The sequence below is a fragment of the Streptomyces sp. NPDC055966 genome (assembly GCF_042269865.1).
GTDB lineage: Bacteria > Actinomycetota > Actinomycetes > Streptomycetales > Streptomycetaceae > Streptomyces.
Genome location: NZ_JBHJYK010000026.1, coordinates 63,549 through 89,767 on the forward strand (window position 1 = coordinate 63,549; position 26,219 = coordinate 89,767).

Below are 26,219 nucleotides of genomic sequence, written 5' to 3' on the forward strand. Positions count from 1 at the left end.
GTCCAGACTGCGAGTCCGGCAGCCGTATCAGATTCCTTACGCGCGCGAGGCCTGCGATAGTGCGTGCACGGTTACGCCCACGATAGCCAGGAGCTGCGCCGGGCTTGCCCCGGCCCTGCTCATGACGGCGAGCGACTGGTTCACAGCCGCCGCGTGTTCAGCGAAGGCCTCGGCGTCCTGGTCGGTCAGTCGTCCGGCCTTCAGTGCGGCGCGCAGGCGAAGGCGCTGGAAGCCGAGCGCCCGCTTGGCGTGCGCTGCGACGGCTGGGCTCAGCACTGGAATTGCCATGGCTGACTGGGCAATCAGGCATCCGTCGGGCAGTTCGGGATCGGCAATGCGCTCAAGGGTGACGTCGAAGAACGCACGAACAGCGGCAACGGGTTCCGAGGCTGCACACGATAGGGCGGCGTCGTACTTCTCGCCATAGCGCGCGGCGTAGAGATCCAGGCAGCGTAGGAAGAGCGTGTCCTTGTCGCCGAGGGAGGAGTAGATGGAACTGCGGTTCAGGCCGGTTGCCCGGGACAAATCGTCCAATGAAGTGTCGGCGTAGCCGTTGCGCCAGAACTGGATCATCGCGGCGTCGAGCGCCGTGTCCATGTCGAACTGCTTCTTGCCTGCCACGCGGCACTTCCTTGGCGATGCGTCGATGGTTCGGGCTCTGTTGCGTACCATTCTATCTTGAACTAATCAGTTCAACATGTGTTAGCTTTCAAGCGTGGTCATGGCCACGCACACCGCGCGCACTTCGCAACCGAGCGAGCAACACCACGTGGCCAAGTCGCCGCCGTCAGCCACACCGTCCCAACCCGCACCTGACACCGATGGAGGATCCCCGTGACCGGCCCGGCAACCAGCACTCCGCATGTGTCCGAAAGCAACCCCGTCCCCGACCTACCCCTGCAGCATCTGCCCGGATTCACTCACCGCTGGGTCGACGCGGACGGCGTCCGCCTTCATGCCGTCGAAGGCGGACGGCCGAGCGGCCCGGCCGTCGTCCTGCTCGCCGGATTCCCGCAAACCTGGTGGGCCTGGCGCAAGGTGATGCCCGGCCTCACCCACCGGTTCCACGTCATCGCGATCGACCTGCCGGGTCAGGGCCACTCCGAGCGTCCGCAGCGCAGCTACGACACGCACGCGGTCGCCGCGCACGTCCACACCGCCGTGAAGGCTCTCGGGGTGTCGTCTTACTCCCTGGCCGCCCACGACATCGGCGCCTGGGTCGCTTTCTCCCTCGCCCTCAACTTCGAGAGCCACCTGCGCGGGGTCGCTCTGCTCGACGCCGGAATTCCCGGTATCACTCTCCCGGAGGCGATTCCCACCGACCCGGATCGAGCCTGGAAAACCTGGCATTTCGCGTTCCACATCGTGCCCGATCTGCCCGAGACGCTGCTTGCCGGCCGTGAACGCGAGTACGTCAGCTGGTTCCTGAAGGCGAAGGCCCTGTCTCCCGACACGTTCCACGACGCCGAGCTCGACCACTACGCGGCGGCCGTCGCCGTCGACGGCGGCCTGCGCGCTTCCCTCGCGTACTACCGAGACGCCGCGGAGTCAGCGCGCAAGAACCGCGAGGCGCTCAAGCGGCGGCACCTGACCGTGCCCGTCCTCGGAATCTCCAGCAGCCACGGCTCCGTTCCGGACATGGCCGCCTCCATCAGCCCGTGGGCCGACAACACCACCCGAATCGTCGTGCCCGACGCTGGACACTTCATCCCCGACGAGCAGCCCGAAGCTGTCGCTACCGCGATAGCAGACTTCATCGCTGACGGCGACTGACGCCCGTCGAACCAACCCGACTACGCCGCTCAAGACCGCGCGATACTCAGACCACGAAGTCCGACCGCCGTACACTCCTTCGCCGCGCGCCGGGGACGGCAGCACGCGGATGAGGACCACGTCGAAGATTCGCACTGCCGTAAACGCCGGTGGAGGGCCGCCGAGTCGATGGCCTCACGCAGGCGCCACGGCAGGGGCCGTAGGCTCAGTACTCCCGTCGCGAGGGGGGCGTGCGCCTGTGTGCCCGGGCCCTGGGGAGCAGGCGGGTGCAGGGGTGGGGGAGCACGCTCAGCTGCTGCTGTTCGTCCGTGAAGGGCGTCATGAGTTTGCCCGAGGCCGCAGGTGTCAGGCGAGCGTCACTTCCACCGGCAGCCTCTTGATGCCGTTGACGAAATTGGAGCGGACGCGCGGGACGTCCCCGGCCAGCCTGAGGTCGGCGATCCTCGGGATCAGCTCCTCGAACATGATCCGGATCTCGGTGCGGGCGAGCAGGTTGCCCAGGCACAGGTGCGGGCTGCCCTTGCCGAAGGTGACGGGGTCGTTGTTCTCGCGGGCCACGTCGAAGTCGTACGGGTTGCCGAATGCCTCCTCGTCTCGGTTGCCGGAGGCGTACCACATGACGACCTTGTCACCCTCCCTGATCCGCTTGCCGCCCAGCTCGACGTCCCGGGTCGCGGTACGGCGGAAGTGGTAGACGGGGGAGGCCCAGCGCAGGAACTCCTCGACGGCCGTGGGGATCAGGGACGGATCCTCCTGGAGGCGGGCGAGCTGCTCGGGGTGCTGGAGCAGGGCCAGCATGGAGTGGGTGATGGTGTGCCGGGTCGTCTCGTTGCCGGCCACCACCAGGAGCAGGAAGTAGTTGTCGAAGTCCTGCGCGGAGAGCGGGACGCCGTCGCGCGGGGTGGTGTTGACGAGCTTCGACACCAGGTCGGTCCCGTCCTTGCCGCGCCGCTGCCGGGCCAACTCGCGCCCGTACTGGAAGACTTCGAGCGAGGCGGGGGAACGGAACGGCAGGTCGCGGTACTTCTCGCTCTCCGCGCTGTGCAGCAGGACGTCCGCGTAGTCGGGGTCGGTGTTGCCGATGATGCGGTTGCCCCACTCGATGAGCTGCTGGTTGTCCTCCGGCGGCACGTCCAGCAGGCGGGCCAGCACGTTGATGGGGAAGTCGGCGGAGACGTCCGCGACGAAGTCGAAGCTGCCCTTGGCGAGCGCCGCGTCCAGGGTCTTCGCCGTCAGGCCGCGCAGGAAGTCGGAGTGGCTGTTGATCACGCTCGCGCCGAACTGCCGCTGGATCAGGCTGCGCAGCGCCCGGTGCCGTACGCCGTCCAGCTCCAGGATGGAGGCCCGCTTCTTGATCTGGTCGTCGTCGACCTCTTCGAGGTTGACGAACCGGGTCGAAGTGAACGTCTCCGCGTCCCGGTCGACCCGGGTGATGTCGGCGTGCCGGGTGACCGCCCAGAAACCGGAGTTGGGCGCCTCCTCCGGCTGCCAGTGCACGGGGTCCTCGTGGCGCAGGGTGTGGAACATCCGCCACGGGGTGATGCCGTCGGTGAAATTGTCGAGGTCGACGAGGTCGACATCTGCCAGGGGCAGTGGCTCGCTCGCGGCGGCGGTCGTGATCTCGGTGGTCATCGGTGGCTCCTAGGGGTCACAGGTGGTAGGCGTACTCGGTGAACTCCCAGTCGGTGACGAACCGTTGGAAGCGCTCGACCTCGTTGCGCTTGTAGGTGAGGAAGGACGTGGTGAAGTCCTTGCCGAGGATCTCGGCCAGGGCGGTGTCCGCCTCCAGCGCGTCCAGGGCGGCGGACAGGGTCGTCGGCAGCAGTGCCGACCTGGCGGTGTCGTAGCCGTAGCCCTCCAGCGGGGCGGGGGGCTCCTCGTCGGCCAGGACGCCCAGCAGAGCGGCGGCGACGGTGCCGGCGATCGCGAGGTACGGGTTGGCACTGGCGTCGCCCAGCCGCAGCTCCAGGCGGGCGCCGCTGCCGCGCTCCGGCGGGATGCGGACCATGGCGCTGCGGTTGTCCAGCCCCCAGTCGATCAGCCAGGGGGCGAGGGTGTCCGGGCCGAAGCGCTTGTACGAGTTCACCGTCGGGTTGAGCAGCGCCGCGAGCGCCGGGGCATGGGCGAGGACACCGGCCACGGCGTGGCGGGCGGTGGCGGACAGGCCGTACGCCCCGGAGGGGTTATCGAAGGCGTTGCGGCCGTCGCTGTCGTCGCAGGACAGGTGCAGGTGGAAACCGGAGCCGCCGGCGTCGTTGAACGGTTTGGCCACGCCCCTGGCGACGACCCACACCCCGCGTGCCGCGGCCTGCTTCGGCGGCACGAAGCCCATCAACACCATCGAGGGCTGGCTGCGTTGCGAGACGACCGCCATCTTCGGCATCCGGCAGCCGGCCTACGCAATGCTCACCCACGCTGCGACGGGCCTACCCCTCCCCGACGACGTCGGCATGGCCCCCCGCCCACTATGGCGTCCATGTCGACGCCCGCCGCAGCGACGGCACCGTCTCCATGCTGCTCCGCCTCGGCCCCTACCCCCAGACCTGGCTCGCCTCCCGCGACGCCGACCGCCTCACCACCGAACTGGCGGGCAGGGCGACCACCGTTATCCCCGGCGACTGCACGGTCACCGCGAAAGCCGCGCCGTTCGACCTCGGCGACCACGCGAGCTACATCGACCCGCACGGCGCCGACATTGCCACGCTCCTGGCCGACGCCGTCGTGAGGGTGAGCGCATGACCACCACGGCGTACGAGATCGAGACCCACGAAGCCGAGGATGGCACCACGCATCCGGTGGTCTGGGCACCACCTGACGAACCTCGCGCCGTCCCGATCACCGCCATCCGGCACTCAGCCGCCCGGTGACCGCCGGCGGCATCCCCAATCCCGACCAGGACCAGGACTCGGCATCCGTGACCTGGGCGGACTGACACACGACACGGAGCACAACAGAGGAACTGGCGCTGGGACCGGCTGTGCATTGGTGGGAGGACCAGCGTTGGACCCTGGCCCGGATCAGAGCGTTGATCGCCTGGAAGTTCTCATTGGATTGCTCGTCGGCGGCGGTGTGGTGGCTGCTGCACCGGCACGGCTGGTCGTGGCAGTGTCCGGCCCGCCGGGCTCTGGAGCGCGACGAGCAGGCGGTGGGCCTGTGGAAGAAGGATGTGTGGCCGCAGGCGGAATGACTGCGGCGGCGCTGGGCGCGTACGTCGTCTTCGAGGACGAGGCCGGGTTCTCGATGACGCCGCCACGGGCCCGCACCTGGGGCCGGCGTGGGCACAGGCCGGTGGTGCGGGTACGGGGCCGGTCCTGGCGCCGCTGGTCGATCGCCGTGATGTGCTGCTACCGGCCGGGCGAGGCCTCCCGTCTGATCTATCGGCCGCGCCGTCACCGCAAGCACAAGGGCAAAGGACGCGACACCTTCGCCTGGAGCGACTACCGCGACCTGGTCGTCCGCGCCCACATCCAGCTCCGCCCCGACCTGATCGACGGCTGCCTGGCCGGCACCGGACTCAAACTCACCCACCAGCCGACAACAATCCGAAGAGATCAGTAGGCGTGTCATTGTGGGGTTGTCCGGCCCGTCGCTTCCCCCGTAGCGGCGAGCCGGGCCTCCACGCTTGTGCCCCGGCCGCGGTTCAGCCGGATGATCCAGCCACTCCGGCGGGCCGCCAGGCGGACATGTGCGTGTAGTGCTGGACCAGCGTTGCCCGGGTCCAGGCGCCGTTGGTGTAGCGCATGGTGTGGAAGAGCGTGCCGCGGTCATCGCCGGAGGCGAAAACGAGCTGGAGGTTTCCTGCCACGTTGACGGCGGTGACCTCGTTCAGCACGGTGCCGATGAAACCAGCGTGGTTGAAGTCCACCCGCGCATTGATGTCGTCCCAGGTGTTCCAGTGCCCGTTCGGGCTGCGGATGGTGTGGTACTGCGCGACCTGCCCGTTGGTCAGCACGACCATCTGCAGGCTGCTGCCGAATCCGGCCATGGCCACCCGGATCGGCATGCCCCAGTGGCGGGGAGTACCGGTCCAGGACAGCACGTTGCTCCACGGCGTCCACCTGCCGTTCGCGCCGAGCGCGGTGTGCAGAACGGTGCGGTGGATCTGGTCCACCGCGGCCACCTGCAGCCCTCCGCCGACCGATGCGGCCGACAGGCTCTCGAACCAGTCGTTGCGGTAGGCGCCGCCCGGCGCCACCTGGTCGGGAGCGGTCCAGGTGCCGTTGGCCTGCTCCATGGTGTGCATCAGGCGGCCGTTGGTGTCGATGTACACCAGGTGCACGTGGGTTCCTACGACGGCTGCCGCGAGGTAGTTCCGCGTCGGCTTGGAGGTCACCGGCACCGGTGCCAGGCCGTGCATCGGGGTGGGGGCAGGCCAACTGCCGTCCGGGTTCTGGGTGGTCTCCTCCAACGTGACGTCCCGGCCGGTGGGCTGCTCGATGAACAGACGCAGTCGGCCTTTTTGTACCACGTCGGTGAAGTCGTAGAAGGACCAGCTCTTGAACAGCTGCTTGGTCGGGGCCCACTTGCCGTTGGCGTATCGGGCGGTCTGCAGGACCTCCCAGTTGGCGCCCTGCACAAGCAGGTTGAGCCCGCCCTTGCCGGCCATGGCCGCCGGGTGGGCTGGGGAGGCAGCACCGACCGAGGCGGCGGCCGCTGCCTGTGCAGCAGCGGGTGCTGCCAGGGGAGTGAGGCTGATCGCGGCGGCGAGGCAGAGCCGCGCCATCCACCGAAGGTATGGCTTCAAGGAACCCTCTGATGTGTAGGAGACAGACGGGGATCCTAGAGGATCTGTGAAGACCCGAACGGCCGTGCGCCCGACGGATCCTGTCGTGGCCCCGCGACCGCAATGCGGCGGCGCAGATGCGGTGGTGCTTGGCCAGCGGGGCTGGCCCTGCGCCGACAGCCAACGGCACCAGTCCCGAGGCATGAGGCGGCGGGGCGGGGCGTACAGACCAATCAGCCCCGTCGTACGGCGGGGCTGATTGGGGGCAGCCCGGAGAACGACCGGTCGCCTTTGCGTGTTCTTCCTGTCCGCTGTCAGTCGCCGGTGCTGTGGGCCATGCCGTCGTCCAGGACGATACGGATGGTTTCGCCCTGGCCGGTGACGTCATCGAGCTCGGCCTTGATGCGGTTGTAGGAGGTCGTCGCCAGGGCCCAGTCGCCTTCCAGCGGGGTGGCGGCGGAGCGGGTGTTCCATAGCTCGATCAGCAGGGCGATGAGGGAGCGTCCGCACAGGACGGTCTGGATGCGGCCTTCCTTGATGTCTTCCACTGCGGGCGGAGTGCGAAAGTGTCCGTGGTCGACGGCGAGCGCGGCTAGCCACTCCCAGGTGTCGCGGTGCACGACGAGTTCGGCGGAGGCGACGTCGGCGGCCTTCAGCAACAGGAGGCCGTGGGCCCCGCGCGGGTCCTCGGTCCCAGTGCCGGGGGCTTGTGGCCCGGCAGGCGAGGTCTGTGTTGGGGCTTGCGTGCCGCGGTAGGCGGCCTCGATTGCTTGCTTGAGGACGTGGTCCTGGCCGTCGTTGCCGGACGGGGCTGTGGTTGCTGATCGGCGGTCGTCATGGTCTCCCCCTGCTCAGGAGGTGTCCGCCAGCAGGATCGGTGGCCAGGCCCACGCTGAGGTGGTGCAGGCCGCCGTACTCGCCCATCGCGACGGACCGCACCTGGGCCGAGTTACCGTCGACGCCCGGCAGCCGGTCCCGAATGTGCAGCTGGGAGGCCTGCGTGCTGCATGCCCCTCCCTGGGCCGCAGAGGGCGTTGTGGCCGGCAGCCCCGCACGTTGGACGGCCAGGTGCGTAGTCGTATCGACGGTCATGTGACGCATGCCTGTGCGCCAGGCTCCTGCCACAGTGAAGGACATGAGGCCGCCTGTGCGGCGTGTCCTGATCCTGGGAATGGCTGCAGGCTTTGCCCACCGTCACACCGATTCTCGACAGGGCCGCCGAAGTGGGGGCGGACCTCGGCCGCACCAAGGTGTGCGGGTCCCGCTGCCTTCCCGGCCGCGATTCGAGCCAACCGGAGAAACTCGCATGACCACGATTTCCTGGCAGATCCAGGTCGTCTCCCCGCTGTCTCTGGGGAATGAGGAATTCGTCCATCTGGCACTGACTGTCGCCGATTCGGTGCTGATCACCCGAGATGGGGACTAGATCCTTTTGAAGGCCGGTGACCTCGTTTTCTGTGATCCAGGCCGGCCTCGCTCCCCGCGGTTCGCCGATGACGGCCAGGTGACTGTCTTCCGTCTGCCCCACCGCTGTCTGGAGCTGTCGGAAGCGGATCGGGATCGCCTCGCGGGGATGATATCGAGTGGCGGTGACGGTCTGGGTGCTCTGGTGTCGGGCTTTCTGGCCGGGCTGGTCACCGGGGCGCAGTGCCACAGGCCGCAGGTCCTCCACCAGCTCACCCGCACAGCCGTGGACCTGCTCGTCCTGCTTGTCATGGAACTTCTCCCGACGGAGCGAGAAGACCTATCCGGTACAACAGCTAGCCGTAGCGAGATGCTCGCGCGGGTCCAGAACTACATCCAGACTCACCTGGCGGATCCGGACCTCTCACCTCAATCGATCGCCCGCGCCAACCACATATCGGTCCGCTACCTGCACAGGATTTTCCAGTACGACGGCACCACGGTGAGTCAGTGGTTGCGGCAGCGCCGGTTGGAATCCTGCAGGCGCGACCTGGCCCGAACAGCGAACCGAAGGATCACCGTGTCGGCAGTGGCAAACCGTTGGGGCTTTACCAGCGCGTCGCACTTCAGCCGCGTTTTCCGGGACGAATACGGTATGAGTCCCAGCGAATGGCAGGACCTGTCGTGATCGTGAGCGGCCGCGACGGGCGCACGGAGAGGTGTCGAATTCCCGCACTCTCGACCCTCTTTGCATGGCCTCGCAAGCGAGTGTGCGCTGCGGGAGGAGTGGTGTGCACTCCTGGCACGGTACCCCGCGCCCGGCGGCATAGCGTGGCAAAAAGTGCTCCCGGACGCCCTTCCTGAGGGTCCGGCGCCGCGATACCGGAGCCACCGACATCTCACGTAGGAGAACCCACATGCCTGGTGCCGTCGAGCCCATCCAGCCGGTACTCGAAACGGCGGCAGCGGCCTTAGCGGAAGCCACCGCCCATCCCCCCTACCCGTTCGAGCTGCCTCTGGCGGAAGGACGCAGGGCCGTCGAGGAGATGCAGGGCTGCGGGGTCGCGAAGGCCGTGATCGAGGAGGAGTGGATCACCCTGCCGGGCGGTCCGACCGGCAGTGTCCGTGTGCGAATCGTGAAGCCCACCCGCGCCGAGGGCGCCCTTCCCGTGATCCTCTGCCTGCATGGTGCGGGACGGGTGTTCGGCGGTGGCCGGACGCACGACCTTCTGTTCCGCGAACTGGCCGTCGGTGTCGAGGCGGCCGTGGTGTTCCCCGAGTACGCCCTCTCGCTGACATTAATGGCCAACGAGCGCGGTGATGTGCCGCTGGTGTACCAGCTGCTGTTCTCCCCGGTGACCGACGCTGCCTTCGACACCGACTCCTACCACCGATTCGCCACCGGCTACTTCCTTCGCCGCGACGGCATGCGGTGGTTGTGGGACCAGTACACAATCGATGAGGCCGGGCGCGCCCGGATCACCGTCTCTCCGCTGCGGGCCTCCACCGAGCAACTCACCGGGCTGCCTGCGGCCCTGATCATCACCGCCGAGGCCGATGTCCTGCGTGACGAGGGCGAGGCCTACGCGGGCAACCTCCGCGCGGCCGGTGTCCCGGTCGTCTCCGTACGATTCTCGGGCGCCATCAACGACCCCGTGGTGTCGACGCCCTGCGTGGGACCTGCGCGGCCGAGGCGGCCAACACGCTGTCCGCCGACACCCTGCGCGCCGCTCTTTGCAGCATCTGACGGTCGCCGGTGCGCGCCCGCGAGGATGGGTGACGAGTCCCGCAGCGTTGTCGGCGCGTGGTCGAGAGGCGCACCCGGGGTCCCGGCAGACGGGGAGGGGAGGGCTATTCGCCTTCGAGGTCGGCCAGGTGCAGCTGGCCGCGGGAGGTGACGTCGAGCTTCTGGAAGATGCGGCGAAGATGCTGGCCCACCGTGCGGTGGGAGATGAACAGGCGGGTCCCGATCTCGCGGTTGGTTATACCGGTCGCCGCCATCCTGGCGATCTGCAGTTCCTGCGGGGTGAGGCTGTCCGCTGTGGACGGGGTGGCCCTGCGGACGGCTTCGCCCGCCGCGCGCAGTTCGGACCGCGCGTCCTGGGCGAACACGGTGGCGCCCAGCGCGTCGAAGCTCTCCACGGCCGCTCGCAGGGGCCGGCGGGCCTCCAGGATGCGGCGCTGGCGGCGCAGCCACCGCCCGTAGGACAGCTGCAACTGTGCGCGGTGGAAAGGCCAGTTGACCAGCAGCCTGTCGTCGAGGGCCCGCAGGTAGCAAGCCTCCGCCTGGTCAGGGGCGACGACCAGGGGTTGGGTGCAGGTGGCCATGACCTTCAAGAGCGTGGCGGTCGTCTTCTCGGCCAGCGCACTGAGGCGGGCGTGATGGTGCGCCGCCTCGTCGGTGCGGTCGGTGCGGACCGCGGCCTCGATGAGGTCCGCGGTGCCAAAGAAGCCCAGGACCGGGTGGTAGGTGATGTCGGCCGGATCCAGCACCCGCGTCAACTGCTCGTAGGCGTCGTTGTACTGCTTGTTGACCATGGCGTGGCGCCCCTTGGCGAACTGGGCGAAACCGAGCATCGAGTGCGCTCCGGCGGAGAGTAGTTCCGCCTCGGCCGTCCGGATGAGCTGGTCCGCGGTGTCGGACTCCCCGCGTTCGCTCGCCAGGGTGGCCAGGACCAGGTCGGCGGCGCACGCCCACAGGGGTCGGCCGGTGTCGCGGGAGAGCCGCCGGGACTCGTCCGCCGTAGTGTGCGCCACCCGGTGCTTGCCGAGGTGGAGCGCAGCCCACGCCTGACACACCAGGGCTTCGCCGAGCAGTCCCAGGCGTCCCTGCCGGCGCAGGCCGTCGACGGCGGCACCATGGTAGGGCCAGGACAGGTCGAGCGCCCAGATCCCGGTGAGCGAGGAGCCCAGGGCATGCTGTTCGACCGGATCGTCCACGACCCCCGGAGCGATCCGGGCGGTCGTGTCGATGATCCGGGCCGCTTCACCGACGGGGTCGCCCAAGGCGGCGACGGACAGGGCCATCGGGTCGCTGTCGTGCCGCTGCAGCCGCCGCGCCGCCTGGACGAAGAGGTCGCGGGTCTCCTGCGTCGGGTTGTCGTGCCAGCACCTGATGGACAGGGGCCACAGCGCGTTGAGCGCGAGTGCGGCGCCTGCGGTGTCGGCACCGGCCAGCCGGTCCGCCACGTCGGCGAACGCCCTCACCCGCTCGGTACTGAGCCAGCTCTCGTGGTTCAGCACCTCGCTCCACAGGATCAGGCGCAGCCTCTCCTCGGTCCGTAGTTCCGCCGACTGTGCCTCGGCAAGCTGCTGGTGTGCCGTGGCAGCCTCGCCGAGTTCGAAGTTGATCTCCGCGGACCGCAACAGGAGCCGGCCCCTGTGCGTCTGGGGGAGACTACGGAGTGCCGCCCGCCGCAGCGCCTCGGCCGCGGCACGCGGGGCACCTCGGGCCAGTGCCCTGAGGGCGGCCTGTTCGAGGTCGAGCGCCACGTCGTCGTCCACCCCGGGGGTCGCGGCCGCACGGTGCCAAGCCCTGCGTTCGGGCTGTCCGGCCAGTGTCTTCGCCAGCGCCGCGTGTGCGCTCAGCCGACGGGAGGGGCTGGCGGCGTGGTAGATGGCTGAGCGGACCAGAGGGTGGCGGAAGTGCACGTCGTGTCTGCGGATCTCGACCAGCCCTGCGTCGACGGCAGGCTCCAGGGCGGCGACCGATAGGTCGCCGCCGACCAGGACCTTCGCGGTCTCGATGATCTCGGCGAGGTCACCGACGTCGTCGGCGGCGGCGACCAACAGAACGGTCTGGGTGAGCTCGGGCAGGTCCGAGGCACGCGAGAGGAAAGACCGCTCCAGGCGGCGGGTGGTCGGCATCAAGGGCAGCAGCGACGGTGGGACGCTGCCGTCCCCGCGCAGCGCCGTCGGTAGTTCGACCAGTGCCAGCGGATTGCCGGCGGCCTCGGCCAGGATCCGTTGGCGCACCGAAGGGTCGAGCCCGGGTGTGCGTGCCTGGAGGAGCGCCGCCGCCGCGCCGTCATCGAGCCGCTGGAGCTGCATATCGGCAAGGCCAGCATCGTTCAGCACACCCTCGTGGCCGTCACGGACGGCCATGAGCAGGCCGACCCGCTCCCCTTCAAGGCGTCGGGCGACGAAGGCGAGCACCTCGCTGCTCGCCCGGTCGATCCACTGCACGTCGTCGATCAGCAGGGCGACGGGGGCTTCGTCCGCCAGGCTGCTGATCAGCTCCAGCGAGGCCAGCCCGACGGAGAACATCCCGGGCGCGGCGCTGTCGTTCATGCCGAAGGCCGCGTACAGGGCTTGCCGCTGGGGCTCCAGGAGGGACGGAGCGTGGTCGGACAGGACCGGAGCGAGCAGCTGGTGGAGCCCGGCGTAGGGAACGGAGGCTTCGGACTGCACGCCGAGCGCCGACAAGGCCCGGCCGCCACGTTGGAGGGCGACTTCCCTGACGGCACCGAGGAGGGCGGTCTTCCCGATACCGGCCTCGCCGCGCAGCAGCAGGGCGTCACCCGCCCCATCGAAGCATCGCGAGAGAAAGTCGGACAGGAACCGCAGTTCACCATCACGCCCGTACAACCTGTCTCCGTCCAAAGTCGCCACCGCGAGAACGTCGGCCGCTCGGGCGCGGATGACATCACTCCAGGGCGGCCTGGGCCTCCGGCACACCTTCGCTTGGCTGAGAACACCCCTCGCTTTACGTCTTGACGGTAACATGACCCCAGGTCAAGGTAGGGATCCCTCGTCGTCGCTGACCGGGCACGGGTGGCACGCACCGCGGAAGCGACATGGCCGCTACTGTGGGTCATCACGTCCGCGGTGCCGTTCGAGGCGAGAGGTCAAGGAACAAGCTCAGGCTGAGGATCCACTGTCGACGACCAAGTCGGTGCCGACCACCGCGCCGGCCGCGGTCGAGGAGAGGTAGAGCACCGCGGCGGCCACTTCTTCGGCCTCCGCGACCCGGCCGAGCGGGTTTTCTGTCTTCACTCGCTCGGCGCGGTCCGCCTCGGTCTCGCCGGGCCGCAGCGACATGGGAGCGGCGGAGGCGCCGGGGCTGACCGCGTTGATGCGGATGCCCTGGTGGATGTGGTCGAGAGCGGCAGCGCGGGTCAGCGCGGAGACTGCTGCCTTCGAGGTGATGTACGCGGCGGCATTCGGGATCCGCAGGTGTGCGCCCAGGTTGGAGGAGATGTTGACGATGGCGCCGCCGCCGTTCTCCTTCATGTGCGCGATCTCGTGCTTCATGGCCAGCCAGACGCCGGTGACATTGGTCCGCAGCACCGCGTCCCAGTCCTCCTCGCCCACCTCGCCGACGGGTACGGTGCCGCGGAGTATCCCGGCGTTGTTGACCGCGATGTCGAGTCCGCCGAAGCGGATGGCGCTCTCGCGTACGAGGTTGTGGACTTGGCTGGAGTCGGTGACGTCGGCGGTGATGGCGGCGGCGGTGCCGCCGGCGGCCTCGATGAGGCCGACCGTCTCGTCCAGGGAGGCAGCGGTGCGTCCCGCGGCGACCACGGATGCACCCTCGGCGGCGAAGGCGAGCGCGATCGCGCGGCCGAGGCCGGAGCCTGCGCCGGTGACAAGGACGGTCTTGCCGGTGAAGCGGTTCAATTCGGTGACTCCCATGAGTGATGGATTACTTGGTGCGGTGGTTCAGGAGGGCGACGACAGCGAGGGCGGTCCCCGTCAGGGCCAGGGACCAGGCATCGCTGCCGAGCGTGAGCAGGAGGGCGAACAGGACGGTGGGGCCGAACTCCATCGCGGTGTTCAGCACGCCGCCCAGGAGTCCGATTTGCTGCTGCGGCACGCCTGCGGTGGCGAGCACGGCGGCTCCCGCGAAGGAGGCCGCGGCGCCGGCCGCCAGTAGCACAAGGCCCGGCAGGAGCCCATAGGCGTACGAGGCGTGAGCGTCGATCCCGGTGAGCGCGAGGACGGCGAGCCCGCCCCCGCCGGTGCCGAGCCCGGCGGTCGTGACGGATCGGGCCCCGTACCGCGCGATGAGCGGTCGTGCCGCACGGCCTGAGGCGATCAGCGCAACGGCGAACGGTACGAACGCCGCCGAGGTTCGCAGCGGCGACCAGCCGCGCGTCTGCTGGAGGTGGAGCGAGAGCACCACAAAGGTCATTGAGGTTCCGCAAGCGCTCAGTGCGATGGCCGCGAGGGCGAGGGCCCGCCGCCGGTCGAGCAAAAAGCGGGGTGGCAGCAGCGGGTCGCGGGCGCGTCGCTCGGCGCACCAGAACGCGGCAAGCAGCACGGCTCCGGCGAGCAGCGGCACGAGTACGCCGACCGACGACCAAGGTTGGGCGTCGCTGACGACGAGCCCGCAACTGGCGAGGGTGATCCCGGCGGTGGCGAGCAGAGCTCCCGGCAGATCGAGAGTCCTGCCCCGGTTCGGCGTGGTGTCCGGCAGCAGCCGGGGCGTGAGGGCGAGGGCTGCGCCCGCCACCAGGACCGGTACGGCGAACGTCCAACGCCAGGACAGCAGCGCTGAGATGAGACCGGAGAGCAGATTGCCCGCGGTCGCGCCGAGTACCGAGAGCCCGCCCCACGTGGCCATCGCTCTGCCATAGGCGGTAGGGGAGGGGAAGGCGGCGCGCAGCACGGCCATGGCGGCGGGCGCGATCAAAGCCGCCCCCGCGCCCTGCGCGAAGCGCGCTGCGAGCAGCGTCCCGATGCCGGGGGCGAGCGCGGCGGTGGCCGAGGCGACGGTGAAGAGGACAAGGCCGGCAGTGAGGGCGCGCCGCCCGCCGTAGCGGTCGGCGAGGCGTCCGCCGAAGAGCAGCAGTCCGGTGAAGGTCAGTCCATAGGCGGTGCCGAGAAGGAACAAGTCGGCGCGTTGCAGGTCGAATTCGCGCCCGATGAGGGGCAGCGGCACGGCGATCGCGGCAAGCGTGAAGATCAGTGTGGTCTGGACAGTGCCGAGGAGGACGAAGGCGGATCGGTGGTGCATGGTGGCGACGCGGGCGGCCTCCGTGGCGGTCATGTCCCCCCTAAATTCTTGACCGATCGGTTCGTTATTTGGGCATGCTGAAGGAAGTCCCGGTGACCGCATGAGTGTGATTCAGTCCAGCAGGGTCAGAGCCTGCTCGGCCGCGTCCCGCACTCGGGCGGGATCGTTCGATGCCTTGCCGACGATCCGCATGCCCTGCAGCAGGACGAAAATCATGCGGGCCAGCGCGCGCGGATCACGTTCCTTGGGTAGCTCGCCCTGAGCCTGGGCCCGGACGAGCGCGGAGTGCAGCGGGGTCTCGACGTGCTCCCAGCTGATCTCGACCCGGCGGGCCGCCGCGGGGTCGTGCGGGGCCAGTTCGGCTGCGGTATTGGTGACGAAGCAGCCGTTCAGCCGCCTCTCCGGAGAGGAGGCCTCCGCGGCGAAGCGGCGCACCATCGCCCGCACCGCCGGCAGTGCGGGGCCCGGCTGGGACAACTCGGCAAGAAGAAGTGGATCGCGCGTCTCGGCGTAGCGGTCCATGGCCTTCAGATACAGCTCGTGCTTGCTACCGAAGGTCGCGTAGATGCTGGCGCGGCCGATGCCGAGGTGCTCGACCAGGTCCGCCATCGACGTCGCTTCGTAGCCGCGCCGCCAAAACAGCTCAAGGGCCGACTGCAGCGCGGCATCTGGATCGAATTCCTTGGTTCTGCCCACACCGAAGACCATAGAGCTATCTAGAACGATCGGTCAATAACTGCGCGCCGTGGCCTGGCGTGAGGGCCCCACCACGATCACGCCTCCGCTTCCTCAGCCCGCTCCCAGGCTGCCATCACGTCTTCGCCGTGTTCCAAGGCTCAGGCGCCGAATGCCTCGATGGGCTCCAGCAGCGTTCGCCCCAACCCGGCGAGGGTGTACTCCACGTGCGGCGGCGACCCTGCGTACGTCTGGCGCTTCACCAACCCGCTGAACTGGAGCCGGCGCAGGGTCTGCGTAAGGACTTTGGGGCTGATCCCGCCGATCCGTTCGCGCAGTTCACCGGGTCGCGCGGGACCATCGCGCAGCGTCCACACCACCACCGCGTTCCAGGTGTTGGCCAGCAGATCGAATGCGAGGCGGGCACGGCAGTCGGCGATGTAGCCCTGATCAGTGATCACTTACCATCTGGTGCCCGAGCGGCTTCCTAGTGTCGTCCCCATTCCGACTTACGGGATCACCACGAGGAGGCTGGGCTGATGAGAATCGGGATTGCCGGTGCGGGCAACATGGCGCGGGTGCTGGGTGCACGGTGGTCGCAGGCGGGGCACGACGTGCTGGTGGGTGGGCGAGACGCCGGCCGCGCCGCGGCCCTGGCCGACCAGATCGGCGCTCGGGCGGGGACTCTGCGGGAGGCGACTCAACACGGCCGGGACGCGGTACTGCTGGCCGTGCCGTACTCGGTGGCGATCAGGGTGGCATCCGAGCTGGCCAACACCGTACGAGGCCGGACGCTGATCGACTGCACCAACCCGCCGGCGCAGGGCTTCGTCCTTGAGACCTGGGGCGGGCCATCGGCGGCTGAGCGCCTCGCGGCTGCGGCGCCCGGTGCGTCCGTGGTCAAGGATTCAATCTCTGTCATGAGAGCGTGTGGCGTTTGACCCCGCCGGTCTTCCGCGGACGCCCTCTCGCGGTGCCGCTCTGCGGTGACGATGCACTGGCCCTCGAAACAGTACGGCTCCTTGTCCGCGACCTCGGCTGTGTCCCGGTCAACGGAGGGGGACTCGGCCGGGCGGGTCTGCTGGAGGCGACGGCCGCGCTCCTGATAGGCCTGTGGGTGGGCGAAGGGGCGGATGCTCAGGCGATCGCGCCCCCGCTGGAGTACGCGGGGGTTGATCTCGCCTGATTCGCGATCCGGTGTCAGAGCGGCACGGGAACGGGAACGGCCACTGCGTGATCATCAAGGGCTGTGTGGACTCATGATGATCGTGTGGTGGCCGCAGGCCACAGCACAGACGCCGCCCGATGGCGGCCGATGTGGCTTGGTGCGTCAGTCAGTGGGTGTGACGCGTTCTGCCGCCTCGCGGGCGTCCGGTTTCGGTTGACGGCTGCCATGACAAGCTCCCCACTACGGGGAGAACGACATGGCTGTCGGTTTCGACCCGCCAGGCTGCCAGGCCGAAGACGACCGCGTTGGCCGCGAGTACGCCGAGGACGGTTCTTCTGCCGGGCATGGACGGTCTACTACGCATCCGGCCATCTCGACAGGCCCAGGCCATAGCCGTCGTGGCGGAGTTCACGCCTCCGGAGTGCGCAAGGCCCCGCCGAAGCCGAAGCATCGACGGGGCCAGGGGGAAGGTCAGACGCGAGACCAGATCTGCCGGACCGGTTGGCCCAAGGCGTCACCGACCCTGGCCAGTTCCTCTTCAGTCAGCATGTCTCTGTTGGGACTCCACACCGCGATCCCGAACCGAGCAAATCCACACCGAACGTTATATATGAGGTCATGCAGTGTGGTATTGGTGTCACAGCAAGGAGTCGTCACGGCAAGGCTTGAGGCACTGCCGCCCTGGTACGCCTCGTGCATCCTGGCGCTCTACCACCCCTGGAAGTCGAGCCGCGTTCCGCATCGAGGGCACGACACGGACTCCAGGCCAGCACCATCCATGAACTGTGGAACATCACTCTGATCCATTTCGATGGGTCCAAGCGGGTCAGGGCACAGCTCTTCCACAAGCGTGACCGCACGGCTGCTCGCCCCTTGATCGGGCCGCCAGTACGGGTCAGACGGAATGATGTGGAGGACGGCTTCACTCAACGGGGCTCTCGCTTCACGCAGAGGCTCTGGAAGACACTACCTGGCAACGAGGAGTCCCTCCATTGGGGGTTCTGGGGCGTACGGGCGGGCTCTTGGGACCGGGAGCCGCGTCTACCGAGGTGCGTCGGGATACGCGGCGGTCGCGCGGATCTCGACGAGGAGTCCGGGGCTGGCGAGGCCGCTGACCCCGATGATCGTCCAGGTCGGGTACGGCGCTTTGACGAGGCGCTGTTTGGCCTCGATGAAGCCGGGCAGGTGCTGGCGGATGTCGACGTGGTAGCTGGTGACGTCGACGAGGGCGGAGGTGTCGAGGTTCTCCAGCCGAAGGATCTCTTCGATCTTCGAGATGGCGGTCTCGGTCTGCTCTTCGATGGTGTTCGGGATGCTTCCGTCGGCGCGGCGACCGATCGTTCCGGCGATGAACAATAGGCCGTGCGCGCGGACCGCGGCGGAATAGCCGAAGCTTGCGAAGGCGCTGGTGGTTTGCCCGAAGACCGGGTTGTCCTCAGGGACCTCGACGGTGTGGACGGTCATTGTGGTGCTTCCTTTTCCTTGTCGGCGGGGTCGTGGAGTCCGTGGAGTCAGTTGCCCCAGCGGGACGAACGGCAGGCGTGTTCCAGTCGGGTCCGGCCGAAGGTCTCGCGTTCGCGGAGGAATTCGCCGGGGATCGCGTACCGGGGTGCGTTCTTGGGGCTTCTCGCGGCCTGCGCGACGATCGCGTCGGTGAGTGAGCGGACCATGTCCAGGCGTGGATAGGCGGCGTGCACGGCGTCGGCCTGCTCGTCGGTGACGGCGTCGACGTGGTCGGCGCCCAGTGGGCCGCCGAAGTCGAGGGCGACGCCTTCGCGGACGAGTACGCACAGCGTGCCGCGGCGTTCCGCGATGCCCGGGGAGGTGTGCAGGGCAATGGCTTGCCAGACCTGGTCGGCGTCGGCTGCGGGCACTCCGTGGTCGATCAGGAATGCGGCGGCCCGGTCGGCGCCTTCGACCTCGAACCGCTGGCTGTGCGGGCCGTCCGAGGCCACGCCGAGGTCGTGCATCGCGCACGCGGCGAACAACAGGTCGTCGTGGTAGTCGTGGCCGACGGTCAGGCCGAGGCGGCCGGCAACCAGCCGGGCGAACAGGTAGCTGCGGATGCTGTGGTTGAAGACGGACGGCGTTTCCACCGGTCGGATGAGGTTCATGACGGCGTCGGCAAGCGGTGTGCCGGGCAGCGTGATCGGGTCGGCGGTCGCCTCGTGAGTACGTCCGGTCATGTCTTCAGCCTGGCCGCGACCGCCCTGACCTGGTGAGAGGCAAAATTTCCTAACTTCGTTAGAATCTTGCCATGACAGTGCATCGAGTCGCGGTCCTGGCGCTGGATGGGGTCACCCCACTCGACCTGGCGATCCCGACGCAGATCTTCACCACCCGGCCGGAAACCCGCTACGAGATGACCCTGTGTGCACTGGAGGCGAAGGTGGCCACCACTGCGGGCTTCGCACTGGTCGCCGACGGGGGCCTGGAACAGGTGCGCACCGCCGACACTCTGATCGTGCCGGGATTCGAACCGATCCTCTCGTTGCCGGACGCCGTGCTCGATGCACTGAGCGAAGCTCGCGACCGAGGCAAGCGTGTGGTGTCGATCTGCACGGGCGCGTTCGCGCTGGCCGCGGCAGGCGTACTGGACGGGCTGCACGCCACGACCCACTGGAAGCACATCGACGAGTTCGAGCGGGGCTTCCCGGCTGTCACGGTCGACCGCGACGTGCTCTACGTCGACGAGGGCGACGTGCTCACCTCGGCCGGGGTGTGCTGCGGCATCGACCTGTGCCTGCATATCGTGCGCCGCGACCTGGGAGCCGAGGTGGCCAACCAGATCGCCCGCGGTCTGGTCGCCGCCCCCCACCGAGACGGTGGGCAGGCCCAGTACGTGCCGGCTCCCGTCGCGGTGGCCGGTCAGGCGTCGCTGTCCGGTACCCGTGGATGGGCCCTGCACCGGCTCGGCGAGCCACTCACCCTGCGCGTGCTTGCCCGGCACGCGGGTCTCTCGCAGCGCACCTTCATGCGCCGGTTCAGCGAGGAGACGGGCACGACCCCGTTGCAGTGGCTGCTCAACGCCCGGCTCGGCAGGGCGCGGGAACTGCTGGAAACCACGGACCGCTCAGTGGAACAGGTGGCGCGGGACTGCGGGCTGGGCACGGCAGCCAACCTGCGGCTGCACTTCCGGCGCGCACTGGACACCACCCCCACTGCCTACCGCCGCACCTTCACACGCTCGACGTCGGCAGCAGTCCCGCGCTCGGACTGAGAATGGCCACCACGACACCGAAGGGTTTCGGAGACGGGTCGCTGCCGCCAAGCTTGACCTGGCCGGCTACTGCCCGCTGCGGCCTTGCCGCCCCGACCAGGCCGAAGACCCCCGCGACCCACCCACCCTGCTCGTGATGTTCGGCGTTGGGGGTTTCAGTGGTTCGGTGTTTCGTTTTCAGTGTGTCTGGCCTGGTGGTTTGTTGGGGGCGCTGAAAGTGAGGCGCTGTTTTGGTGCTGAAAGTTGTTGCTGAGTCTTGGTAAAGGGTGGGGGCTGAGTGTGTAGGGCTCGGGCTGGGCTGGGTTCTTCGGTGTTTGGGTGGGGGTGTCGTGGTGTGGCCGGGACCAGCTCTACCCTGCTGAGCTCCCAGAACGAGCTCCTGCGCTGCTCAACACCATGAGCACGACGGCCGGTTGATGGGCTACGCCACAGGGGGATCGCGCCCCTCAGGAAGTCATTGGCCCGTGACCAGCCGACACAGAGGATCAAGCGATGTTTGTTTGCGTCGGGGCTCACGGTCGCCCGAGTTCAAGGCGGACGCCGTCGCGCCGTACCTGTCGGACCCGAGCCATACGTTCGAGGGCATCGGCAAGGACCTGGGCGTCAGCCGGGAGACGCTTCGCAACTGGGTGCGGGCCGAGCGGGCCCGCCGTGGTGAGCGCGGCACGACGAGCACCAAGACGAAGGACGTCTCGGTGCGCGAGGCCACGCAGCAGGAGCTGGAGGCCGAGATAGCGGCCTTGCGCGCGGAGCTGAAGACCGTGCGCAAGGAGAACCAGAAACTGGCCACCGAACGGGACATCCTGCGCAAGGCGACGAAGTTTTTCGCCACCGAGATGAACTGGTGAACCGCTTCACGTTCATTGAGGACCACCACCACGCCTGGGGCGTGAAGCGGTTGTGTCACGTGCTGGAGGCCGCCCGCTCCAGCTTCTACACATGGCGGGCCGGCCGCCAGGCCCGCGCCGCGCGTGAGCGGGCGGACGCCGCGCTCGCCGAGCGGATCAGGACCGTGCACGCCGAGCGGGACGGCACGTACGGCCGGCCCCGGATCACCGCCGAGCTTCGCGACGGGGGCGAGTGCGTGAACCACAAGCGTGTCGGACGGGTCATGCGCAAGTACGGTATCGCCGGGCTGCGGCTGCGGCTGCGCAAGCGCCAGGTCACCACCGTGCCCGAACCATCCGCCGCACCCGTGCCGGACCTGTTCCGGCGCGACTTCACGGGCACGGCGCCGAACACCAAGTTCGGAGCGCGCTGTGCGAAGACTGCCGCCACCTCGTCGTGGTGCCAGAACCGCTTGCGGCCCTCGGTGTGTGCGACTGCGGGGAAGCCGCTGTCCGGGTTGTTGCTCCAGTCGCTGATCCGGGGCTTGCTCGTGCCGAACTCGGACACGATCTGCGCGGTGTCCACGAGCCGCTCGGCGGGAGAGATCTGAGCCCCTTCAGGAAGGATCGGCAAGCCGGTGCCGCCGCCCCGGACGGCGCGACATGTTCGATCATGCCAACGAGGTGGTTTGCTGCCCAGCCCGACGCCAAACCGGCCTACGTCCGTTCCTCGCCCAGCAGACACACCTCGAAGCGCGCGGCACGCTCACCCAGCTCCGTGTAGGCCATGGCGGCCGGCGGGGCGTCCCAGGTCGCGAAAGCGAGAGCGGAGACCGCCTCGCCGCGCGTCATCTCCTGTTCCCACGGCGCGCCCGCAGCAGCGCACCGCTCGGCGAGCTGGGCGTCGGACATGCTCAAGCTCTCCCGGTCTACGCCGGCCTGGACCTCGGCGACGACCGCGCACCAGGCGCGGTGGCCCGCAGGCAGCAAGTCGTGCAGCGCTTCCGCATCGGTCACGCGCCGAGCCTGGGCGGCGAGGTCGAGCAGCAGGGCGGTGGGGTTCGCCTCCATGGTCATCTCCTCCAACCACTGTAAGGGGGCGCCCGCTGCCCGAGGCGCGCAGCGAGCGGTGGTCATCGGCTGTGAACGGTGCAGCCGTCGGACAGCGCGGCCGCCGCGGCGGGCCAGTTCGGGCTTCTTGCGGGGATCCTTCTTCAGCGCCGCCCGCACCTGGGTTGCGAGGGCGGTGAACTCCGGACCGTCGTCCGGGCAGACGACGCCGGGGTCGGCCGCGCCGCACTGCGTGGCGTGCCGGATCGGATCGGCGATGCGTCAGTCCGCGCGGAAGCTGTCGTCTCACACAGTCATTGACGCATGCCGATATAGGCATATGATGGCGTCATGGCACGAGCGGCGACGACCTCGGACGCGTTCAACGCGATCGCCGAGCCGCAGCGGCGGGAGATCCTGTTGCTGCTGCGGGGCGGCGAGCGGCCCGTGACCGAGCTGGCGCGGGACCTGGGGATGAGCCAGCCGCAGGCGTCCAAGCACCTGCGGGTGCTCCGTGAGGTCGGGCTGGTGCGGGTCCGCGGGGCGGGCAAGCAGCGGCTGTACGGCCTGGACGCCCGCGGGCTGCGGCCGGTCCACGAGTGGGTGGGCGGTTTCGAACGGTTCTGGAACGAGACCTTCGACCGGCTGGACGAGTACGTGCGAGATCTGAAACAAGCACGGCAGGAGGAACCACCGGATGACGACGACCAGTAGCGGCGGCGAGCCCGACCCCACGACCGCGGACCGCGAGATCGTGGTCTCCCGGGCCATCGGTGCCCCACGGGAGCTGGTGTTCGAGGCGTTCACGCAGGTCCGGCATCTGTCGCGGTGGTGGGGGCCGGAAGGGTTCACCACCACGACGCGGTCCTTCGATTTCCGCATCGGCGGGGTCTGGGATTTCGTGATGCACGGGCCGGACGGGACGGATTACCAGGAGTGGATCACCTGGACCGAGATCGTCCCGCGGGAGCGGATCGTGATGGTGCACGGCGAGTCCCGCGACGACCCCAACGCCTTCGAGTCGGTCCTGACCTTCGAGCCGGCCGGCGAGGAGACCCGGATCGTGATGCGCGCGGTGTTCCCCACCAAGGAGCTGCGCGACGAGGCGGTGGAGAAGTACCACGCGATCGAGGGCGGCGAGCAGACGCTGCGCAACCTGGCGGCCTACGTCGCCGAACTCACCCGGAACGAGACCACACCGAAGGGAGCGGAGGGCTGATGGCAGGGAAGGTGTTCTTCAGCGTGACGATGTCGCTCGACGGCTTCATGGCGCCGGAGGCCGTGCCTGTCGAGGACGTCTTCTCGCCCGAAGGCCAGAACGACCCGAGGGTCCAGCGCTGGATGGCGAAGTGGTCGGAGCTGCAGGCGTGGCTGTTCCCGCAGCGGTGGTTCCGGGAGAGCCTCAAGCTCGGCGAGGGCGGCGAGGAAGGACTCGACAACGACATCGCCCGGGCGACGTACGAGCGCACCGGCGCGAGCGTCATGGGTAAGCGCATGTTCGACGCCGGCGAGCTGGCATGGCCCGAGGAGGCTCCGTTCCACACCCCGGTGTTCGTCGTCACTCACACCAGGCGTGACCCGTGGGAGCGGCCGGGCGGCACGACCTTCCACTTCGTCAACGACGGCATCGCCAGTGCACTGGACCAGGCCCGCGAGGCCGCCGGCGACCGGGACGTCCGCATCGCCGGCGGCGCAGAGACGATCCAGGAGTACCTGGACAGCGGTCTGATCGACGAATTCTCGATCACCCTCGCGCCCGTCCTGTTCGGCACCGGCATCCGCCTGTTCGACCGCGTGGACCCGGCCCGCCTCGCCCTCGACCAGAGCCGCACGAACGCATCGTCCCGGGTGACCCACCTGACCTACACCGTCAAGAAGCGATAGCTCGCGCTCCCGCAGGGCTGAGGTGCCGGCGTGCCGCTCGACGTGCCGCGGGTGTGGCCACGCTGACTGCCCGGCTGTGAGGATCGCACGGGCGCGCTCGCGGGGATGGGGGTGAGCAGATGGGTGTGGTCGTGCGGGTGGGCGCGGTCCAGGCCGCGCGGCCGGACGGCGAGTGTTGCCCGCCCGGCCCGGGCGGCGGCCCGGCGGGTGGTGGTGTCGATGCCGTAGGCGAGTGTGGCGGTGACTGCGTGCCCGGCCTCGGCGGCTGCGGGTGGCGAGGGCCTTCGTTCGGCGACGAGCCTGCGCGGTGGCGTTCGGGTTGCCCGTCACGGCCACGGCGCGGGCGGTCAGCCGGGGCAGTTGCTCGTGCCCGCGCACCCACAGTCCAAGGGGGGGGCAGTCGGCACCGAGGTCGGACAGGGAGGCGGGCCACACCTCGTCCGACGGGATGACGAACCGGCACGTCGGCTGCGAGTTGGCGAGTCCCTCGCGCGGCTTGTACCGGGCCAGGCGGCCGGTGGCGTCGTGGCGGACGCCGTACAGCCAGACGCGCTGGTGGAGTGGTGGGCGAGACGGGTGGCGACCTGGCGGGGGAAAGCGGACGGCGAGCGCGGCGCGGGCGGCGCGCTCGGACTGGGCGGTGCTGGCCACGGTGTACCTCCGTGAAAGGGGCGGCGCGGGATCGAGGGGGAGAGAGCAGTCAGCGGGCGGCGCGGCTGGGCGCGGTGACGGCGTCCCAGGAGCTGCGCGCCTGCGACTGCCACCAGTCGGCGGCCGGTTGGGCGGCGGGAGCTGCGGCCGCGCGGGCGGGCCGGGCGTGGTGAGCGGGTTCGGGTGCGGCGCTCGCACGTGTTGCTGGGGCGGGGGCGCGGCCGGCGAGGACGGCGGGCAGGGCGTCGTCGATGGAGGCGACGTGGTGGGCGAGGTCTACGCCGACCTGGGCCGGGCCGAGTCATGTTGTCGCGCAGTGCCAGGTTTCCGGTGGCGATCACGTGGACGGAGTCGGTGAGGCACTCGGCGACGTGCCCGGCGAGAGGTCCGGTGACGGTGCAGATGACCGGGACGGGCTGGCCGTCGTGCCACTGGCCTCGGGTGCGGTCGTACTCGCGGCGGACCTGCACGACGGTGAACCGGGCGGCGGGGGTGCCGCGTTCGGTGTGGCGCAGCTGCACGGTTCCGAAGACGCGGCCGCGGATGACGGCAGGGTCGCCGTGCGGCATCACGGCGACCGAGTCCACCAGCCGCACCAGCCGGGGCGGTTGATGGACGGCGGGCTCACCGGGGTGGCTGCACATGTCCTGGATCGCGGGTCGGCCTCCTGGCGGGTGGGTTCCGCCCTTTCTCACCCGTTCGGGGCGGTGGAAACGCCGGGAGGGAAACGGGTGGCGTGGGCGCGGTCAGATGTGCCGCGGGAAGCGTTCGGGGCGGAAATCTCCAGGTGGATCGACCAACAGGGGAAAGAGCGTCGGCCCGGGGGCCAGGGGCGAACGCCTGGTTTCCGGGCCGGTGGTGCGTGTGTGGCATGTAGGTTGTCGGACAATGGGGTGGGAGTACCCCGGCCCGATTGCGGCGGGCCGGGGCCCCGTATTGGGCTGCTCGGCTTCGGGGTCAGTCCCAGCCGCCCTCGCCGCCCCGGCCGCCTTCGTCGCCCCGGCCGCCCTCACCGCGGTCGTCGTGGTCGCAGACCACGCGGAAGCTGGCGACGACTCCGTTCTTGACCTTCACGCCGTCCTCCGTCTTCTCGTGGTGCTCGCCCTTCTCGTCGTGCTTGCCGTTCTCGTCGTGCTTGCCGTTCTCGTCGTGCTCGCCGTTCTCGTGGTGCTCGCGCTCCTCGCAGTTCTCGTTCTCGTCCCCGTTCTTCTTCTCGTCCTCGTCCTTGATCCTCGGGCAGACGCCGTCGGAGGAGCTCCAGGGGCCGACGGTGGCGATGGGGGCGCCGTTGTCGCAGACGGCTCCGCGGAAGACCTCGAGACGCTTGTGGCTCTCGTTGCGGATGTTGAGGGTCTTGGCGCCCAGGCCGCTGACGACGGTGATGCAGTCGCCGGGGTGGGCGGAGTAGGACCGCTCGTTGATCTCGATCCGGCCTCTGTCCTCGTGGCGCCGGCCTTCCTCGCGCCGGCCTTCGTTGCCCCTTCCTTCGTTGCCCTTGCCCTGTCCTTCGTTGTTGTTGGCCTTGTTCTGTCCGGAGTCGCCGCCGAAGGGCGCTGCCGAGGCGGCGGCCGGGACCGCCTGGGGTGCCGGGGCGGAGGCCGCCGAGGCGTAGGTGATGCCGGTCACGGCGAGCGCCGCGGCGGCTGAGACACCTGCGGTCACCATGGTGGAACGAGCGAGCTTCATGTCGCCTCTCCTGTCTGGATATCTCGGAGACGTCGGCTCGTCAGCCGACTGCGACCAAACGTACTCACAGCTGTCATATCGGGTCATGTTGAAAGCTGTGCGATGGGGGCCGACCGGGGTATATACGGCCTTGCCTGGTGCCCTGTCAGAATGTGAAGCAACTCGAAGACCAGGCAGATTGAATGACCATTAGCCCTCCC

General features: G+C 69.1%; 25 protein-coding genes and 4 pseudogenes. 14 read left to right on the forward strand and 15 right to left on the reverse strand.

Going from position 1 to position 26,219, the window contains the following annotated elements; all coding sequences use genetic code 11:
- Positions 1 to 36: 36 nt before the first annotated feature.
- The gene (locus ACFC8N_RS39990; protein WP_376294135.1) at positions 37 to 621 is read right to left on the reverse strand and encodes a TetR/AcrR family transcriptional regulator; all 585 of its coding nucleotides are present in this window, start codon (positions 619 to 621) and stop codon (positions 37 to 39) included.
- A gap of 213 nt (positions 622 to 834) precedes the next feature.
- Here ACFC8N_RS39990 and ACFC8N_RS39995 point away from each other — a divergent pair, with 213 nt between their 5' ends.
- Positions 835 to 1,773: an alpha/beta fold hydrolase gene (locus ACFC8N_RS39995; RefSeq protein WP_376294138.1), complete on the forward strand. Its 939-nt coding sequence runs from the start codon at positions 835 to 837 to the stop codon at positions 1,771 to 1,773.
- 345 nt (positions 1,774 to 2,118) lie between these two features.
- Here ACFC8N_RS39995 and ACFC8N_RS40000 read toward each other — a convergent pair whose 3' ends face one another.
- Both ACFC8N_RS40000 and ACFC8N_RS40005 read right to left on the reverse strand, forming a co-directional pair.
- Positions 2,119 to 3,405 carry a cytochrome P450 gene (locus ACFC8N_RS40000; RefSeq protein ID WP_376294141.1) on the reverse strand — a complete coding sequence of 429 codons (1,287 nt, stop codon included), beginning with the start codon at positions 3,403 to 3,405 and terminating at the stop codon, positions 2,119 to 2,121.
- Between the two features lie 16 nt (positions 3,406 to 3,421).
- A pseudogene (locus ACFC8N_RS40005) lies at positions 3,422 to 4,057 on the reverse strand (glutamine synthetase); the annotation flags it as partial.
- Between the two features lie 227 nt (positions 4,058 to 4,284).
- Here ACFC8N_RS40005 and ACFC8N_RS40010 point away from each other — a divergent pair.
- The 4 genes from ACFC8N_RS40010 (at position 4,285) to ACFC8N_RS40025 (ending at position 5,331) form a co-directional block, all read left to right on the forward strand.
- Complete coding sequence (locus tag ACFC8N_RS40010) at positions 4,285 to 4,512, forward strand: hypothetical protein (protein WP_376294144.1); 228 nt, start codon at positions 4,285 to 4,287, stop codon at positions 4,510 to 4,512.
- Entirely contained in the window at positions 4,509 to 4,640 is a 132-nt protein-coding gene (locus ACFC8N_RS40015; protein ID WP_362817473.1) for a hypothetical protein, read from the forward strand. Before ACFC8N_RS40010 ends, ACFC8N_RS40015 begins: the two co-directional genes overlap by 4 nt.
- 110 nt (positions 4,641 to 4,750) lie before the next feature.
- Positions 4,751 to 4,960 (forward strand): winged helix-turn-helix domain-containing protein, encoded by a 210-nt coding sequence (locus ACFC8N_RS40020; RefSeq protein WP_376294147.1) that lies wholly within the window; start codon positions 4,751 to 4,753, stop codon positions 4,958 to 4,960.
- Entirely contained in the window at positions 4,942 to 5,331 is a 390-nt protein-coding gene (locus tag ACFC8N_RS40025) for a transposase (protein ID WP_376294149.1), read from the forward strand. The genes ACFC8N_RS40020 and ACFC8N_RS40025 overlap by 19 nt, the downstream gene beginning before the upstream one ends.
- 82 nt (positions 5,332 to 5,413) lie before the next feature.
- On the opposite strand, the gene ACFC8N_RS40030 is transcribed toward ACFC8N_RS40025, so the two are convergent.
- Together ACFC8N_RS40030 and ACFC8N_RS40035 are read right to left on the reverse strand one after the other, a co-directional pair.
- Entirely contained in the window at positions 5,414 to 6,496 is a 1,083-nt protein-coding gene (locus ACFC8N_RS40030; RefSeq protein ID WP_376294152.1) for a hypothetical protein, read from the reverse strand.
- A 314-nt stretch (positions 6,497 to 6,810) separates the two neighbouring features.
- Positions 6,811 to 7,155, reverse strand: coding sequence for a hypothetical protein (locus tag ACFC8N_RS40035; protein WP_376294153.1), 345 nt, complete (start codon positions 7,153 to 7,155; stop codon positions 6,811 to 6,813).
- 773 nt (positions 7,156 to 7,928) lie between these two features.
- Between ACFC8N_RS40035 and ACFC8N_RS40040 the strand changes: the two genes are divergently transcribed.
- Both ACFC8N_RS40040 and ACFC8N_RS40045 read left to right on the forward strand, forming a co-directional pair.
- Positions 7,929 to 8,588 carry a helix-turn-helix domain-containing protein gene (locus ACFC8N_RS40040; protein ID WP_376294156.1) on the forward strand — a complete coding sequence of 220 codons (660 nt, stop codon included), beginning with the start codon at positions 7,929 to 7,931 and terminating at the stop codon, positions 8,586 to 8,588.
- Positions 8,589 to 8,817: 229 nt separating this feature from the next.
- Positions 8,818 to 9,647: pseudogene (locus ACFC8N_RS40045) on the forward strand (alpha/beta hydrolase fold domain-containing protein).
- 104 nt (positions 9,648 to 9,751) lie between these two features.
- Here ACFC8N_RS40045 and ACFC8N_RS40050 read toward each other — a convergent pair.
- The 5 genes from ACFC8N_RS40050 to ACFC8N_RS40070 form a co-directional block, all read right to left on the reverse strand.
- Complete coding sequence (locus tag ACFC8N_RS40050; protein WP_376294158.1) at positions 9,752 to 12,487, reverse strand: AAA family ATPase; 2,736 nt, start codon at positions 12,485 to 12,487, stop codon at positions 9,752 to 9,754.
- 273 nt (positions 12,488 to 12,760) lie between these two features.
- A complete protein-coding gene (locus ACFC8N_RS40055) occupies positions 12,761 to 13,519 on the reverse strand; it encodes an SDR family NAD(P)-dependent oxidoreductase (RefSeq protein ID WP_376294271.1) in 759 nt (252 codons plus the stop codon).
- A 25-nt stretch (positions 13,520 to 13,544) separates the two neighbouring features.
- On the reverse strand, positions 13,545 to 14,891 hold the full coding sequence (locus tag ACFC8N_RS40060) for an MFS transporter (RefSeq protein WP_376294160.1): 1,347 nt from the start codon (positions 14,889 to 14,891) through the stop codon (positions 13,545 to 13,547).
- A 78-nt stretch (positions 14,892 to 14,969) separates the two neighbouring features.
- Positions 14,970 to 15,554, reverse strand: a complete 585-nt coding sequence (locus tag ACFC8N_RS40065; protein ID WP_376294162.1) for a TetR/AcrR family transcriptional regulator — start codon at positions 15,552 to 15,554, stop codon at positions 14,970 to 14,972.
- Positions 15,555 to 15,694: 140 nt separating this feature from the next.
- A complete protein-coding gene (locus ACFC8N_RS40070; RefSeq protein WP_376294273.1) occupies positions 15,695 to 15,991 on the reverse strand; it encodes a winged helix-turn-helix transcriptional regulator in 297 nt (98 codons plus the stop codon).
- 81 nt (positions 15,992 to 16,072) lie between these two features.
- Here ACFC8N_RS40070 and ACFC8N_RS40075 point away from each other — a divergent pair.
- A pseudogene (locus ACFC8N_RS40075) lies at positions 16,073 to 16,719 on the forward strand (NADPH-dependent F420 reductase).
- 1,023 nt (positions 16,720 to 17,742) lie between these two features.
- On the opposite strand, the gene ACFC8N_RS40080 reads toward ACFC8N_RS40075, so the two are convergent.
- Together ACFC8N_RS40080 and ACFC8N_RS40085 are read right to left on the reverse strand one after the other, a co-directional pair.
- Entirely contained in the window at positions 17,743 to 18,165 is a 423-nt protein-coding gene (locus ACFC8N_RS40080; RefSeq protein WP_356028123.1) for a Rid family hydrolase, read from the reverse strand.
- A 47-nt stretch (positions 18,166 to 18,212) separates the two neighbouring features.
- Positions 18,213 to 18,887 carry an HD domain-containing protein gene (locus tag ACFC8N_RS40085; protein ID WP_376294165.1) on the reverse strand — a complete coding sequence of 225 codons (675 nt, stop codon included), beginning with the start codon at positions 18,885 to 18,887 and terminating at the stop codon, positions 18,213 to 18,215.
- A gap of 71 nt (positions 18,888 to 18,958) precedes the next feature.
- Here ACFC8N_RS40085 and ACFC8N_RS40090 point away from each other — a divergent pair, with 71 nt between their 5' ends.
- The 3 genes from ACFC8N_RS40090 (at position 18,959) to ACFC8N_RS40100 (ending at position 21,359) form a co-directional block, all read left to right on the forward strand.
- Positions 18,959 to 19,921: a GlxA family transcriptional regulator gene (locus ACFC8N_RS40090; protein WP_376294167.1), complete on the forward strand. Its 963-nt coding sequence runs from the start codon at positions 18,959 to 18,961 to the stop codon at positions 19,919 to 19,921.
- 500 nt (positions 19,922 to 20,421) lie between these two features.
- Entirely contained in the window at positions 20,422 to 20,769 is a 348-nt protein-coding gene (locus ACFC8N_RS40095; protein ID WP_376294170.1) for a transposase, read from the forward strand.
- Entirely contained in the window at positions 20,766 to 21,359 is a 594-nt protein-coding gene (locus tag ACFC8N_RS40100; protein WP_376294171.1) for an IS3 family transposase, read from the forward strand. The genes ACFC8N_RS40095 and ACFC8N_RS40100 overlap by 4 nt, the downstream gene beginning before the upstream one ends.
- Positions 21,360 to 21,465: 106 nt before the next feature.
- On the opposite strand, the gene ACFC8N_RS40105 is transcribed toward ACFC8N_RS40100, so the two are convergent.
- Positions 21,466 to 21,819: a hypothetical protein gene (locus ACFC8N_RS40105; protein WP_376294173.1), complete on the reverse strand. Its 354-nt coding sequence runs from the start codon at positions 21,817 to 21,819 to the stop codon at positions 21,466 to 21,468.
- 330 nt (positions 21,820 to 22,149) lie between these two features.
- Between ACFC8N_RS40105 and ACFC8N_RS40110 the strand changes: the two genes are divergently transcribed.
- The 3 genes from ACFC8N_RS40110 to ACFC8N_RS40120 are packed head-to-tail and all read left to right on the forward strand — an operon-like array spanning position 22,150 to position 23,682.
- Entirely contained in the window at positions 22,150 to 22,512 is a 363-nt protein-coding gene (locus tag ACFC8N_RS40110; RefSeq protein WP_071380999.1) for a helix-turn-helix transcriptional regulator, read from the forward strand.
- Positions 22,496 to 23,017 (forward strand): SRPBCC family protein, encoded by a 522-nt coding sequence (locus tag ACFC8N_RS40115; RefSeq protein ID WP_376294175.1) that lies wholly within the window; start codon positions 22,496 to 22,498, stop codon positions 23,015 to 23,017. The genes ACFC8N_RS40110 and ACFC8N_RS40115 overlap by 17 nt, the downstream gene beginning before the upstream one ends.
- Positions 23,017 to 23,682: a dihydrofolate reductase family protein gene (locus ACFC8N_RS40120; RefSeq protein WP_362817499.1), complete on the forward strand. Its 666-nt coding sequence runs from the start codon at positions 23,017 to 23,019 to the stop codon at positions 23,680 to 23,682. The genes ACFC8N_RS40115 and ACFC8N_RS40120 overlap by 1 nt, the downstream gene beginning before the upstream one ends.
- Here the strand turns inward: ACFC8N_RS40120 and ACFC8N_RS40125 are convergent.
- Both ACFC8N_RS40125 and ACFC8N_RS40130 read right to left on the reverse strand, forming a co-directional pair.
- Positions 23,661 to 23,939, reverse strand: a pseudogene (locus ACFC8N_RS40125) (hypothetical protein); the annotation flags it as partial. The gene ACFC8N_RS40120 and the pseudogene ACFC8N_RS40125 overlap by 22 nt on opposite strands.
- 1,351 nt (positions 23,940 to 25,290) lie before the next feature.
- Positions 25,291 to 26,019 carry a hypothetical protein gene (locus ACFC8N_RS40130; RefSeq protein ID WP_376294178.1) on the reverse strand — a complete coding sequence of 243 codons (729 nt, stop codon included), beginning with the start codon at positions 26,017 to 26,019 and terminating at the stop codon, positions 25,291 to 25,293.
- Between the last annotated feature and the right edge of the window lie 200 nt (positions 26,020 to 26,219).